The organism is Comamonas antarctica, from assembly GCF_013363755.1.
Lineage (GTDB): Bacteria > Pseudomonadota > Gammaproteobacteria > Burkholderiales > Burkholderiaceae_C > Comamonas > Comamonas antarctica.
Genome location: NZ_CP054840.1, coordinates 1,995,359 through 2,007,783, shown reverse-complemented (window position 1 = coordinate 2,007,783; position 12,425 = coordinate 1,995,359). Strand labels below are relative to the sequence as shown.

The following is a 12,425-nucleotide window of genomic DNA, read 5'->3' as shown; positions in this document are numbered from 1 at the left end:
GCAGCCGCTGCTGGACCACAATGGTGGCAACAGCCGCCCCGTCATTCCGCCTTTCCTGGATGCAGCATGAATTCTGACCCACTCCGCGGCTTCACTCCGCAAATCCCGCAGATTTTCAGTCAGCAATGGGGCCAGATCCTCGGCATGCTGCAGCCCGCCGCTGGTGCCAAGGCCGCTGCCAGCGCCGCGCCGCTGCGCTTCGATCCGCAAAAACTCCTGCAGTTGCAGCAGCAATACCAGTGCGAACTCACGCGCCTGCTGAGCCATTCGGGCGAGGCCGCCGCCGAACCCTTGAAAGACAAGCGCTTTGCCGCCGACAGCTGGCGCAGCCAGCCGGGCGCGGCGCTGATGGCGCAGGTCTATCTGCTGAACGCGCGCACGCTGCAGGGCATGGCCGACGCCTTGCAGGCCGACGAGAAGACCTGCCGGCGCGTGCGCTTTGCCGTGGAGCAGTGGAGCGCCGCGCTCGCGCCCAGCAACAGCCTGGCCTTCAACCCCGAAGCGCAGCAAAAGCTGCTGGCTTCGCAGGGCGCCAGTCTGGCCAAGGGCATCAGCAACCTGCTGCACGACATGCGGCAAGGCCACCTGTCGATGACCGACGAGAGCCGCTTCGAGGTGGGCCGCAACATGGCCACCACCGAAGGCGCGGTGGTCTTCGAGAACGAATTCCTGCAGCTGATCGAGTACAAGCCGCTCACGGACGAAGTCTTCGAGCGGCCGCTGCTGCTGGTGCCGCCGTGCATCAACAAGTACTACATCCTCGACCTGCAACCCGAGAACTCGCTGATCCGCCACGCCATCGCGCAGGGCCAGCGCACGTTTGTGATCAGCTGGCGCAACCCCGACGCCTCGCTCGCCGAAGCGACCTGGGACGACTACATCGAGAAGGCGGTGATCAAGGCCATCGAGACGGTGCGCGAGATCGGCGGCAGCGAACAGATCAACACCCTGGGCTTTTGCGTTGGCGGCACGATGCTGGCCACGGCGCTGAGCGTGCTCGCCGCGCGCGGCGAGTCGCCGGCCGCGAGCGCCACGCTGCTCACCACGCTGCTGGATTTCAGCGACACCGGCATCCTCGACATCTTCATCGACGAACCCATGGTGCAGTTCCGCGAATGGCAGATGGGCCGCGGCGGCCTGCTCAAGGGCCAGGAGCTGGCCTCGACCTTCAGCTTCCTGCGGCCGAACGAGCTGGTCTGGAACTATGTGGTCGGCAACTACCTGCAGGGCGAGACGCCGCCGCCGTTCGACCTTTTGTACTGGAACAGCGACGCCACCAATCTGCCCGGGCCGTTCTATGCCTGGTATCTGCGCAATCTCTACCTCGAGAACAAGCTGGTGCAGCCGGGCGCGCTCAAGGTCTGCGGCCAGGCGCTCGACCTGTCGCAGCTCGACATGCCGGTCTACATCTATGGCTCGCGCGAAGACCATATCGTGCCGGTCGATGCCGCCTATGCCTCGACGCAGCACGTGGGCGGACCGCGGCGCTTCGTGATGGGGGCTTCGGGCCACATTGCCGGTGTGATCAATCCTCCGGCCAAGAAAAAGCGCAGCCATTGGATACGCGACGACGACCACTATCCCGAGCGGCTTGGCGACTGGCTTGCCGGCGCGCGCGAATACCCAGGCAGCTGGTGGGACGACTGGTCCGAATGGCTGGCGCAGCAGGGCGGCAGCAAGGTTGCGGCGCCGCAGCGCTATGGACGCGGCGCGGCCTTCGCGGAAATTGAACCCGCGCCCGGCCGTTATGTCCGGCAAAAAGCCGCGGCAAATGGTTGACAATGTTGCGGTGCAATATCCGTAGCATGAGGCGACGGCTGGACCCGCGTTGACCGGTCCGCTCGCCACAACAGAGTCATCAAAGGACCATCATGGAAGACATCGTCATCGTTTCTGCTGTTCGTACGCCCGTGGGCAAATTCGGCGGCGCCCTGGCCAAGGTGCCCGCCACCGAGCTGGGCGCGCTGGTCATCCGCGAGGCACTGGGCCGAGCCCAGGTGCCGCTGGACCAGGTCGGCGAAGTCATCATGGGCCAGGTCCTCACCGCCGGCGTCGGCCAGAACCCGGCGCGCCAGGCGATGATGAAGGCCGGCGTCGCCAAGGAAACGCCGGCACTGACCATCAACGCCGTCTGCGGCTCGGGCCTCAAGGCCGTGATGCTTGCGGCCCAGGCCGTGGCCACGGGCGACAGCGAGATCGTGGTGGCCGGAGGGCAGGAGAACATGAGCCTGTCGCCGCACGTGCTCAATGGCTCGCGCGAAGGCCAGCGCATGGGCGACTGGAAGATGAGCGACACGATGATCGTCGACGGCCTGTGGGACGTCTACAACCAGTACCACATGGGCATCACCGCCGAGAACGTGGCCCGCGAAAACGGCGTCACGCGCGAGATGCAGGATGCGCTGGCGCTGGCCAGCCAGCAAAAGGCTGCGGCCGCGCAGGACGCGGGCAAGTTCGAGGCCGAGATCGTGCCCGTGGAGATTCCGCAGCGCAAGGGCGAGCCCGTCAAGTTCGCGGCCGATGAGTACATCAACCGCAAGACCAATGCCGAGGCGCTGGGTGGCCTGCGCCCCGCGTTCGACAAGGCCGGCTCGGTGACCGCGGGCAACGCCTCGGGCCTCAACGACGGCGCCGCCGCAGTGGTGGTGATGTCCGCCGCCAAGGCCAAGGCGCTGGGGCTGCAGCCACTGGCGCGCATCGTTTCCTACGCCACTTCCGGCCTCGATCCGGCGACCATGGGCCTGGGCCCGGTTTTTGCTAGCCGCAAGGCACTGGCGCGTGCGGGCTGGAAGGCCGAGGAGGTCGACCTTTTCGAACTCAATGAAGCCTTCGCGGCCCAGGCCTGCGCCGTGAACCAGCAACTGGGCATCGATCCCGCCAAGGTCAACGTCAATGGCGGTGCCATTGCGCTGGGCCACCCCATCGGTGCCTCGGGCTGCCGCGTGCTGGTCACGCTGCTGCACGAGATGCAGCGCAGCGGCGCGCGCCGCGGCCTCGCCGGTCTGTGTATCGGCGGTGGCATGGGCGTGGCCATGGCGCTGGAACGGGTCTGAGCGCTGAACGTGAAGAGAGGGCAGTAGTTGCCCGCATCTTCCGTTCGGCGAACTTCGATAGAGTGGTTGAATCGTACGAGTGGTTTTCCAGGAGAACTTTGATGAGTCAAAAAGTTGCGTATGTCACGGGGGGTATGGGCGGCATCGGCACCTCGATCTGCCAGCGTCTTTACAAGGACGGATTCAAGGTGATTGCCGGCTGCGGCCCGACACGGGATTTCCACAAGTGGCTCAAGGAGCAAAACGACCAGGGCTTCGAATTCCATGCGTCCGTCGGCAATGTCGGCGACTGGGATTCGACCTATAACGCCTTCAGCCAGGCCAAGGCCGAACATGGCAGCATCGACGTGCTGGTCAACAACGCGGGCATCACGCGCGATCGCATGTTCCTGAAGATGACCCGCGACGATTGGGATGCGGTCATTGAAACCAACCTGACATCCATGTTCAACGTCACCAAGCAGGTGGTGGGCGACATGGTCGACAAGGGCTGGGGCCGGATCATCAACATCAGCTCGGTCAACGGCGTCAAGGGCCAGTCGGGCCAGACCAACTACTCGGCCGCCAAGGCCGGCATGCATGGTTTCACGATGGCGCTGGCGCAGGAACTCGCGACCAAGGGCGTCACGGTCAACACCGTGAGTCCCGGCTATATCGGTACCGACATGGTGAAGGCGATCCGCCAGGAGGTGCTGGACAAGATCGTGGGCACCATTCCGGTGCGCCGCCTGGGCGAGCCCGGTGAGATTGCCTCGATCATCGCCTGGCTGGCATCGGAGGATGGCGGCTACTCGACCGGAGCGGACTTTTCCGTCAACGGCGGCCTGCATATGCATTGAGTAGGCAAGAAAAAACCCGCCAAGGCGGGTTTTTTTATGCCCGGCGGATGCCGGTGGAATTCGGAAGCCTGGTATCGGTGATGCCGATACGCTGGAAGGAGGGCGTATTGAGTGCGTAGTGGCTCAACCCGGCACTCGCGGGAAAGGCGGCTCAGCAGCGGGCCGGTGCGCGTTTGCGGTCGCGTTCGTCTTCGCGCCAAGCGGACATTTGTGTAGGCATGTTCATAGCAAAAGCTCCTTGATAGTCCTACAACGTGTCGGCTGGAATGGTGGTTGACAGAGAAATACAAAAATTTTGAAAATTTTTTCCGGTGCCGGTCGAACGCCGAAAAAGCGCGCGGAGCCAAGAAAAAACCCGCCAAAGCGGGTCTTCTGGTGCCGTATGGCGGCGGTTGAAAGCGGGGGGCAGGGGCATCTGCATCGGCAGGCCAGCCCGGCGAGGCGGATGCGGCGCAGCGGCGCGGCACCCGCAGCGATGAGGTCTCAGCAGCGGGCCGGAGCGCGCTTGCGGTCGCGTTCGTCTTCAGGCCAGGCGGCGGTTTGGGCAGTCATGTTCATAGTAAAAGCTCCTTTGCTTCTACAACGTGGCACGGCGCAGGCCCGTTGACGGGCAAACGCAAACAAATGAAACCCCGGACCGCCCAGCGGCCCAATCGTTTTTCGAATTGCAAAATAGATAGCAAAAAACCAAGGCGTTGCCTTGGTTTCCGGTGCTTCAATCGGGCGCCAAGTTGCTTACGAATCGTTGCCAGCCGCTGCCGTCAGACCCTCGATCAACTCATTGAGTTCAAGCCAGCGCTCCTCCAGGGCATCGATTTCGTCGTTGCAGGCCTTGAGCCGCTTGCCGGATTCGGCGATCTCCGCCGGCGGCAGCGGCTGCGCCAGGCGCTCTTCCAATGAAGTGCGCTCGGCGGTCAACTGCGCCAGCTTCTTGTCATTGGCCTCGAGTTCCTTCCTGTAGGGGCGCAGCTTTTCAGCCAGACCCTGGCGCGCGGCGGCGGCCAGCCGGCGCTGTTCCTTCTGGTCCACAGCCGGCAGGACGGGCGCTGCCGCGACGGGTGCGGGCGCAGCGGCGGCGACGGGAGCAGGCGCCAAGGCAGGCGCAGGTGGTGCTACGGGGACCACTTCCTCGTTCTTTGCTTCCTCGCGCAGGCGCTTGGATTCTTCCAGCAGGTAGCGCTGGTAGTCGTCGAGGTCGCCATCGAACGGGCCGACGGCGCCGCGGCCAACCATCCAGAATTCGTCGCAGACCGCACGCAGCAATGCGCGGTCGTGGCTGACCAGCATCACCGTGCCTTCGAACTCGTTGAGCGCCATCGACAGCGCCTCGCGCTTTGCCAGGTCCAGGTGGTTGGTGGGTTCGTCAAGCAGCAGCAGGTTGGGGCGCTGCCACACGATCATGGCCAGCACCAGCCGCGCCTTTTCGCCGCCGCTCATCGAGCCCACGGCCTGCTTGACCATGTCGCCGGTGAAGTTGAAGCTGCCCAGGTAGCTGCGCAGATCCTGCTCGCGCGAGGGTTCGCGGCTGTTCGGGCCCTGCTCGCGTGCCAGGCGGATCATGTGCTCCAGCGGGTTGTCGCCGGGCCGCAGCACGTCCAGCTCCTGCTGGGCGAAGTAGCCGATGTTCAGCCCCTTGCCCTCGGTCACCTGGCCGGCGAGCGCGCCCATCTCGTGCGCGATGGTCTTGACCAGTGTCGACTTGCCCTGGCCGTTGGCGCCCAGAATGCCGATGCGCTGGCCGGCGAGCACCGAGCGGTTGACATGGCGCAGGATGGTGGTCTCGCTGCCGTCGTCCCCGCGGTAGCCGAACGAGGCGTCGGCAATCGCCAGCATCGGGTTGGGCAGGTTGAGCGGCTCCTTGAACTCGAAGGTGAAGTCGGCTTCTGCCAGCACCGGGCCGATCTTCTCCATGCGCTCCAGCGCCTTGACGCGGCTTTGCGCCTGCTTGGCCTTCGAGGCCTTGGCCTTGAAGCGGTCGATGAACTTCTGCAGGTGGGCGATCTTTTCCTGCTGCTTGGCGTAGGTCGCGCCCTGCAACTCGATCTGCTGCGCGCGCAGTTCCTCGAACTTGCTGTAGTTGCCGCCGTAGCGGTTGAGCTGGGCGGCATTGATCTGCAGCGTCACCGTGGTCACGGCGTCGAGGAATTCGCGGTCATGGCTGATGACGATCATCGTGCCCGCATAGCGCTTGAGCCAGGCTTCGAGCCACACCAGCGCGTCCAGGTCCAAGTGGTTGGTCGGTTCATCGAGCAGCAGCAGGTCGGAGGGGCACATCAGCGCGCGTGCGAGCTGCAGGCGCATGCGCCAGCCGCCCGAGAAGCTGTCCACGGGCTGGTCGAGTTCGGAGGACTTGAAGCCCAGGCCGAGGATCAGCGCCTGGGCGCGCGAGACCGCGTCATGCGCGCCGGCGTCGGCCAGGTCGCAGTAGGCCTGGGCAATGGCCATGCCGTCATCGCTGGCCTCGGCGTCGAGCAGCTGCTGCTGCACCTCGCTCAGGCGCGTGTCGCCTTCCAGCACGAATTGGGTGGCGGTTTCGCTGGTCTCGGGCATGTTCTGCGCGACCTGCGCCATGCGCCAGTGGCGCGGCATGGAGAATTCGCCGCCGTCTTCGGCCAGCGCGCCGGTGAACAGCGCGAACAGCGTCGATTTGCCGGCGCCATTGCGGCCCACGAGGCCGACTTTCTCGCCGGGATTGATGGTGGTGGTCACCTGGTCGAGCAGCACTTTGGCCGAGCGGCGCAGGGTCACGTTCTTGAGGGTAATCATGGCAGGGTCCAGGGCGTGGCAGGGCCACGGTGCAGGCGCCGCGCGCCTGGCATAAAAGGGGTGGGCCTGCGCACGCGGCGCAGGCCGTCATTCAGAGCTCGGCGAGCGCGTGGCGCACCAGCGCTTCACGCGTGATCAGCAGCACCTGCTCGTCGCCGGAGCTGGTGTCCAGCCAGAACACCGGCAGCTGGGGAAACGCGGCTTCGAAGTAGGCGCGCTCGTTGCCGATCTCGAGCACCAGGATGGCGTGCTCGCGCATGCGGCTGGGCGCGTCGCGCAGCAGCTGCTGGATGAAGTCCATGCCGTCGGTGCCGCCGGCCAGCGCCAGTTGCGGCTCGGCCTGGTATTCGGCCGGCAGCCGGGCCATGCTGGCCGAATTGACGTAGGGCGGGTTGCACAGGATCAGGTCCCACGGACCGGGCGTCTGCGCCATGCCATCGGACTCGACCAGTTGCACGCGCTGCTGCAATGCATGGCGCTCGACATTGATGCGCGCCACGGCCAGTGCGTCGGGCGACAGGTCGGCGCCCGTCACCTGCACCTCGGGATACGCCATGGCCGCGAGGCAAGCCAGGCTGCCATTGCCGGTGCACAGGTCGAGCACGTCATGCGTCTGGTCGCTGAGCCAGTCGTCGATCGAGCCGTCGGCCAGGATCTCGGCAATGAAGCTGCGCGGCACGATGGAACGCTCATCGATGTAGAACGGCACGCCTTGCAGCCAGGCTTCCTGCGTCAGATAGGCCGCTGGCTTGCGGGTGCGGATGCGTTCGTCGAACAGCGCGGCGACCTGGGCCTGCTGCGCGGCATCGACGGGCTGCGCAGCGAGCGCGTCGGAATCCAGGTCGCTGTCGAGCGCGATGCCCAGGCGCCACAGCACCAGCCAGCTGGCTTCGTCATGGGCGTTGCTGGTGCCGTGGCCAAAGGCCACGCCCGCCTGGGTAAGGGCGCTGGCACCGGACGCGATCAGCGCGCCCACCGTCGTGCCGTGCACGGCTTGGGGTTCAGTCATGGAGCTTTCGTTCACACCGCGGCCGGGGAGGCCAAGGCCGCAAGGGCCTGGGCATGCAGGTTTTCCAGCGTGCGGCGGTAGATGTTGGTCAAGGGCGCGATATCGGCCAGGGCGATATTTTCGTCGATCTTGTGGATGCTGGCGTTGGGTGGGCCCATTTCAATGACCTGCTCGCAGATCTGCGCAATGAAGCGCCCGTCGCTGGTGCCGCCGGTCGTGGAAAGCTCGGTCTGCAGGCCGGTCTCGGCCTCGATGGCCTGCTGCACTGCCAGAACCAGTTCGCCGGGCGTGGTGAGAAAGGGCTGGCCGCCAATGGTCCAGTCCAGCGTGTACTCGAGGCCATGGCGATCGAGCACTTCATGCACGCGCGCCTGCAGGCCCTCGGCCGTCGATTCGGTGCAGAAGCGGAAGTTGAAGTCGACCACCACGCTGCCGGGAATCACATTGCTCGCGCCCGTGCCGCCATGGATGTTGCTGATCTGCCAGCTGGTGGGCGGGAAGAACGCATTGCCCTGGTCCCAGGCCGTGGCGGCCAGTTCGGTCAGCGCCGGCACCGCCTGGTGGATGGGATTGCGCGCGAGCTGCGGGTAGGCGATGTGGCCCTGGACGCCCCGTACCGTGAGCTTGCCGCTCATGGTGCCGCGGCGGCCGTTCTTGATCATGTCGCCGGTGCGCTCCACCGATGTGGGCTCGCCCACGATGCAATAGTCGAGGCGCTCGCCGCGCGCCTTGAACTGCTCGACCACGACCTTGGTGCCGTCCACCGACGGGCCTTCCTCGTCGCTGGTCAGCAGGAAGGCCAGGTCGACCAGCGGTTCGGGCGTGGCGGCCAGGAATTCCTCGGCGGCCACGACGAACGCCGCAATCGAGGTCTTCATGTCGCTGGCGCCGCGGCCGTAGAGCCGGCCGTCGCGGTGCGTCGGGCTGAACGGTGGGCTGCTCCACTGCTCGAGCGGTCCGGTCGGCACCACATCGGTGTGGCCCGCGAAGACCACGGTCTTGCGCGCTGCGGCGCCGCCCGCGCCGCAGCGCTTGGCGTAGAGGTTCTGCACGCGGAAGCTGTCCGGGCCGCTGTCGAGGCGTTCGCAGGCAAAGCCCAGCGGCGCGAGCCGTGCGGCAATCAGTTCAAGACAGCCCGCATCTTCGGGCGTGACGGAGGGGCGGCTGATGAGTTGCTCGGCCAGTTGCAGGGTGCGGGACATGGAGAAAATTCAATGGTTTGTGCAGGACGATGCTCGTCGGCGGCATTCAGCCGTTGGAGCCGATATCCAGCACGATGTCGGTAAAGGAGGCTTGTTCTTCGTCGGCCGGCGCCGCCGCCCTGGCTTCGCTGCCGGGCGCGGGCGCGGGCTTGGCCGCAGGCGACTGGTTTTGCAGCCGCCACATCAGGTTGGTTGGCGAGTCGGCATGGGCTAGCCCTTCCTTGCGGTCGATGGTGCCGGCGATGATCAGATCGGCCAATGCTTCCTCGAAGGTCTGCGAGCCTTCGGCCATGGACTTTTCCATGGCCTCGCGCACCGCCGAGAAGTCGCCTTTTTCAATCAGGTCGGCCACCAGCTTGGTGTTGAGCATGACCTCGACGGCCGGCACGCGCAGCCCCGCGGGCGTGCGCACCAGGCGCTGCGACACCACGGCGCGCAGCGCGGCGGCAAGATCGCCGAGCATCGCCTCGCGCACTTCCACCGGGTAGAAGCTCAGGATGCGGCTCAGCGCGTGGTAGCTGTTGTTGGCGTGCAGCGTGGCCAGGCACAGGTGGCCCGACTGCGCATAGGCCAGCGCCGCCGACATGGTCTCGCGGTCGCGGATCTCGCCGATCAGGATCACGTCGGGCGCCTGGCGCAGCGCGTTCTTCAGCGCCGTCTGCAGCGACTCGGTGTCGCTGCCGATCTCGCGCTGGTTGACGATGGAGCGCTGGTTGCGGAACTGGTATTCGATCGGGTCCTCGATGGTGAGGATATGGCCCGTGACGGTCTTGTTGCGCGCATCGATCATCGACGCGAGCGTGGTGCTCTTGCCCGAACCGGTGGCACCCACGACCAGCAGCAGCCCGCGCTTTTGCAGGATCAGCTCGCTGAGCACGGGCGGCAGGTTCAGCGTATCGAGCGCGGGAATGTGCTGGGCAATGAAGCGGATGACCACCGCATAGCTGCCGCGCTGGCGCATCGCGCTCACGCGAAAGCGCCCGACGCCGCGCAGCGGCACGCCAATGTTGAGTTCGCCGGTCTGCTCCAGTTCCTGCATGCGCTCGGGCGGCACGATCTCGGCCAGCAGGCTGCGCGGCGCATCGGGCGGCAGCAGCTGGGCGTTGATCGGCACGCACTCGCCATGGATCTTGATCAGCGCGGGCGCGTTGGCGGACAGGTAGACATCGGATGCCTGCTTCTCCCCCATCAGGCGCAGGATTCGCTCCATGGTGCTCATGCAAGTTCCTTATGGGTGATGACCGGCCCTTCGACAAGCTCAGGGCGAACGGGAGTTGCCGTTTGTCCCGAGCGAGTTGGGGTGTGTCAGTTGCTTGCGTTCGTCCTGATCCTGAGCTTGCCCAAGGATCGAAGGACGAACTGGTGGTTCCGTTCGTCCTGAGCCAGTCGAAGGATGAAAGGCCCCGCCCGACATATCAAGCTCAATCGCGCAGCAAATCGTTCAGGCTGGTCGTCGAACGCGTCTTCGCATCGACCTTCTTGACGATGATCGCCGCATACATGCTGTAGCGGCCATTGTCCTTGGGCAGGTTGCCCGACACCACCACGGAACCCGCGGGCACGCGGCCGTAGCTGATCTCGCCCGTGGCGCGGTCATAGATCGGGGTGCTCTGGCCGATGTACACGCCCATCGAGATCACCGAGTTCTCCTCGACGATCACGCCTTCGACGACTTCGGAGCGCGCGCCGATGAAGCAGTTGTCTTCGATGATGGTGGGGTTGGCTTGCAGGGGTTCGAGCACGCCGCCCAGGCCCACGCCGCCCGACAGGTGGACGTTCTTGCCGACTTGCGCGCACGAGCCGACCGTGGCCCAGGTGTCGACCATGCTGCCTTCGCCGACGTAGGCGCCGATGTTCACATAGGAAGGCATCAGGATCGCGCCCTTGGCCATGAACGAGCCGCGGCGCGCGACGGCGGGCGGCACGACGCGCACGCCCGTGGCGGCGATCTCGGCTTCGGACATGCCCTGGTACTTGGTCGGGACCTTGTCGTAGAAGTTCAGGCCGCCGGCGGTGATCAGTTCGTTGTCCTTGAGGCGGAACGACAGCAGCACGGCCTTCTTGATCCACTGGTGCACGGTCCACTGGCCCACGCCTTGCTGCGTCGCCACGCGCATCTGGCCCGCGTCGAGCTGGACGATCACATGTTCGACCGCGTCGAGGATTTCGGCGGGGGCGCTGGAGCTGCTCAGGTTCGCGCGGTTTTCCCAGGCGGCGTCGATGATGGATTGCAATTGCTGAGTCATGGAAGCTTACTTCTTCAGGTTTTGGATGAATTGGACGATGCGCTGCGCCGCTTCGAGGCATTCCTCGGTCTCGGCCACCAGGGCCATGCGCACACGGTTCGCACCGGGATTGTGGCCGCCGACATCACGGGCCAGATAGCTGCCCGGCAGGACGGTGACATTGTATTGAGCATAGAGCGCGCGTGCGAACTCGGTATCGTCCATTCCCAGGGATTCGGGAACGCCGGCCCAGAGGTAGAAGCCCGCATCGGGCAGGCGCACGTCCATCACGCTTTCAAGCACCGGCGTGACCTCGGCAAACTTCTGCCGGTACTGGCGCCGGTTCTCGATCACATGCGCTTCATCGTTCCAGGCGGCAATGCTGGCTTCCTGCACCGCCGGGCCCATCGCGCCGCCATGGTAGGTGCGGTACAGCAGGAAGGCCTTGATCAGCGCCGCGTCGCCGGCCACGAAACCGCTGCGCAGGCCCGGCACGTTGCTGCGTTTGGACAGGCTGGTGAACGACACCAGGTTCCTGAAATCGGTGCGGCCCAGCTTCTGCGCGGCTTCAAGCCCGCCCAGCGGGGCTTCTTCACGGAAATAGATCTCGCTGTAGCACTCGTCGGACGCAATCACGAAGCCATGGCGGTCGGACAGCGCAAACAGCTTTTCCCATTCGGACAATGGCATCACCGCGCCCGTGGGGTTGCCCGGCGAGCAGACGAACAGCAGCTGCGTGGTCTGCCAGACCGACTCGGGCACGCTGTCCCAGTCCACCGCGAAGTTGCGCGCCGGATCGCTGGGCACGTACACCGGCGTCGCGCCGGCGAGCAGCGCGGCGCCTTCATAGATCTGATAGAACGGATTCGGGCACACCACCGTGGCGCCGGGCTGCGTGGGATCGATCACCGTCTGCGCAAACGAGAACAGCGCCTCGCGCGAACCGTTGACCGGCAGCACCTGCGTGGCCGCATCGAGCGCGAGCCCGTAGCGCTGGTTCATCCACTGCGCGCAGGCCTCGCGCAGCCGCGGATCTCCACCCGTGGCCGGGTACTTGGCCAGCGCCCCCGGGCTGTTGCCCAGCACATGTTCGATGAACGGCGGCGTGGGGTGGCGCGGCTCGCCAATGCCCAGGCTGATGGGCCGATATTCGGGCGCGGGCGTGACCCCCGCGAAAAGCTGGCGCAGCCGTTCGAACGGATAGGGCTGCAGGTGGGAGAGCAGGGGATTCATTGCCCGCATTATCCATGCTGGAGCGGGCAATGCTGAAGTCGTTGCAGGCCGCGTGCCTGTGCCGGCACACATGCTTCATTCCGCGGCGCCAAGCCCGC

The 12,425-nt window shown here is 65.6% G+C and carries 9 protein-coding genes; 3 read left to right on the top strand and 6 right to left on the bottom strand.

Annotation, left to right across the window (positions count from 1 at the left end; all coding sequences use genetic code 11):
- Positions 1 to 66: 66 nt before the first annotated feature.
- The 3 genes from HUK68_RS09555 to phbB all read left to right on the top strand — a co-directional run bounded on the left by HUK68_RS09555 (position 67) and on the right by phbB (position 3,892).
- Positions 67 to 1,779, top strand: a complete 1,713-nt coding sequence (locus tag HUK68_RS09555) for a PHA/PHB synthase family protein (protein WP_175503990.1) — start codon at positions 67 to 69, stop codon at positions 1,777 to 1,779.
- Between the two features lie 92 nt (positions 1,780 to 1,871).
- A complete protein-coding gene (locus tag HUK68_RS09550) occupies positions 1,872 to 3,053 on the top strand; it encodes an acetyl-CoA C-acetyltransferase (RefSeq protein WP_175503989.1) in 1,182 nt (393 codons plus the stop codon).
- A 101-nt stretch (positions 3,054 to 3,154) separates the two neighbouring features.
- On the top strand, positions 3,155 to 3,892 hold the full coding sequence (phbB, locus tag HUK68_RS09545) for an acetoacetyl-CoA reductase (RefSeq protein WP_175503988.1): 738 nt from the start codon (positions 3,155 to 3,157) through the stop codon (positions 3,890 to 3,892).
- 735 nt (positions 3,893 to 4,627) lie between these two features.
- Here phbB and HUK68_RS09540 read toward each other — a convergent pair.
- The 6 genes from HUK68_RS09540 to dapC form a co-directional block, all read right to left on the bottom strand.
- Positions 4,628 to 6,658 (bottom strand): ABC-F family ATP-binding cassette domain-containing protein, encoded by a 2,031-nt coding sequence (locus HUK68_RS09540; RefSeq protein ID WP_175503987.1) that lies wholly within the window; start codon positions 6,656 to 6,658, stop codon positions 4,628 to 4,630.
- Positions 6,659 to 6,749: 91 nt separating this feature from the next.
- The gene (gene prmB, locus HUK68_RS09535) at positions 6,750 to 7,667 is read right to left on the bottom strand and encodes a 50S ribosomal protein L3 N(5)-glutamine methyltransferase (protein ID WP_175503986.1); all 918 of its coding nucleotides are present in this window, start codon (positions 7,665 to 7,667) and stop codon (positions 6,750 to 6,752) included.
- 11 nt (positions 7,668 to 7,678) lie between these two features.
- Positions 7,679 to 8,869 carry a succinyl-diaminopimelate desuccinylase gene (dapE, locus tag HUK68_RS09530; RefSeq protein ID WP_175503985.1) on the bottom strand — a complete coding sequence of 397 codons (1,191 nt, stop codon included), beginning with the start codon at positions 8,867 to 8,869 and terminating at the stop codon, positions 7,679 to 7,681.
- 46 nt (positions 8,870 to 8,915) lie between these two features.
- Positions 8,916 to 10,088: a PilT/PilU family type 4a pilus ATPase gene (locus tag HUK68_RS09525; protein WP_175503984.1), complete on the bottom strand. Its 1,173-nt coding sequence runs from the start codon at positions 10,086 to 10,088 to the stop codon at positions 8,916 to 8,918.
- Positions 10,089 to 10,290: 202 nt separating this feature from the next.
- Positions 10,291 to 11,115, bottom strand: coding sequence for a 2,3,4,5-tetrahydropyridine-2,6-dicarboxylate N-succinyltransferase (gene dapD, locus HUK68_RS09520; RefSeq protein ID WP_175503983.1), 825 nt, complete (start codon positions 11,113 to 11,115; stop codon positions 10,291 to 10,293).
- Between the two features lie 6 nt (positions 11,116 to 11,121).
- Entirely contained in the window at positions 11,122 to 12,327 is a 1,206-nt protein-coding gene (gene dapC, locus HUK68_RS09515) for a succinyldiaminopimelate transaminase (RefSeq protein WP_175503982.1), read from the bottom strand.
- Positions 12,328 to 12,425 lie beyond the last annotated feature (98 nt).

Bases quoted from the DNA above. Each gene is read 5' to 3' on its own strand.
- HUK68_RS09550 (WP_175503989.1), top strand. From the start codon at position 1,872: ATGGAAGACATCGTCATCGTTTCTGCTGTTCGTACGCCCGTGGGCAAA.
- HUK68_RS09525 (WP_175503984.1), bottom strand. From the start codon at position 10,088: ATGAGCACCATGGAGCGAATCCTGCGCCTGATGGGGGAGAAGCAGGCA.
- prmB (WP_175503986.1), bottom strand. From the start codon at position 7,667: ATGACTGAACCCCAAGCCGTGCACGGCACGACGGTGGGCGCGCTGATC.
- phbB (WP_175503988.1), top strand. From the start codon at position 3,155: ATGAGTCAAAAAGTTGCGTATGTCACGGGGGGTATGGGCGGCATCGGC.
- HUK68_RS09555 (WP_175503990.1), top strand. From the start codon at position 67: ATGAATTCTGACCCACTCCGCGGCTTCACTCCGCAAATCCCGCAGATT.
- dapD (WP_175503983.1), bottom strand. From the start codon at position 11,115: ATGACTCAGCAATTGCAATCCATCATCGACGCCGCCTGGGAAAACCGC.
- HUK68_RS09540 (WP_175503987.1), bottom strand. From the start codon at position 6,658: ATGATTACCCTCAAGAACGTGACCCTGCGCCGCTCGGCCAAAGTGCTG.
- dapE (WP_175503985.1), bottom strand. From the start codon at position 8,869: ATGTCCCGCACCCTGCAACTGGCCGAGCAACTCATCAGCCGCCCCTCC.
- dapC (WP_175503982.1), bottom strand. From the start codon at position 12,327: ATGAATCCCCTGCTCTCCCACCTGCAGCCCTATCCGTTCGAACGGCTG.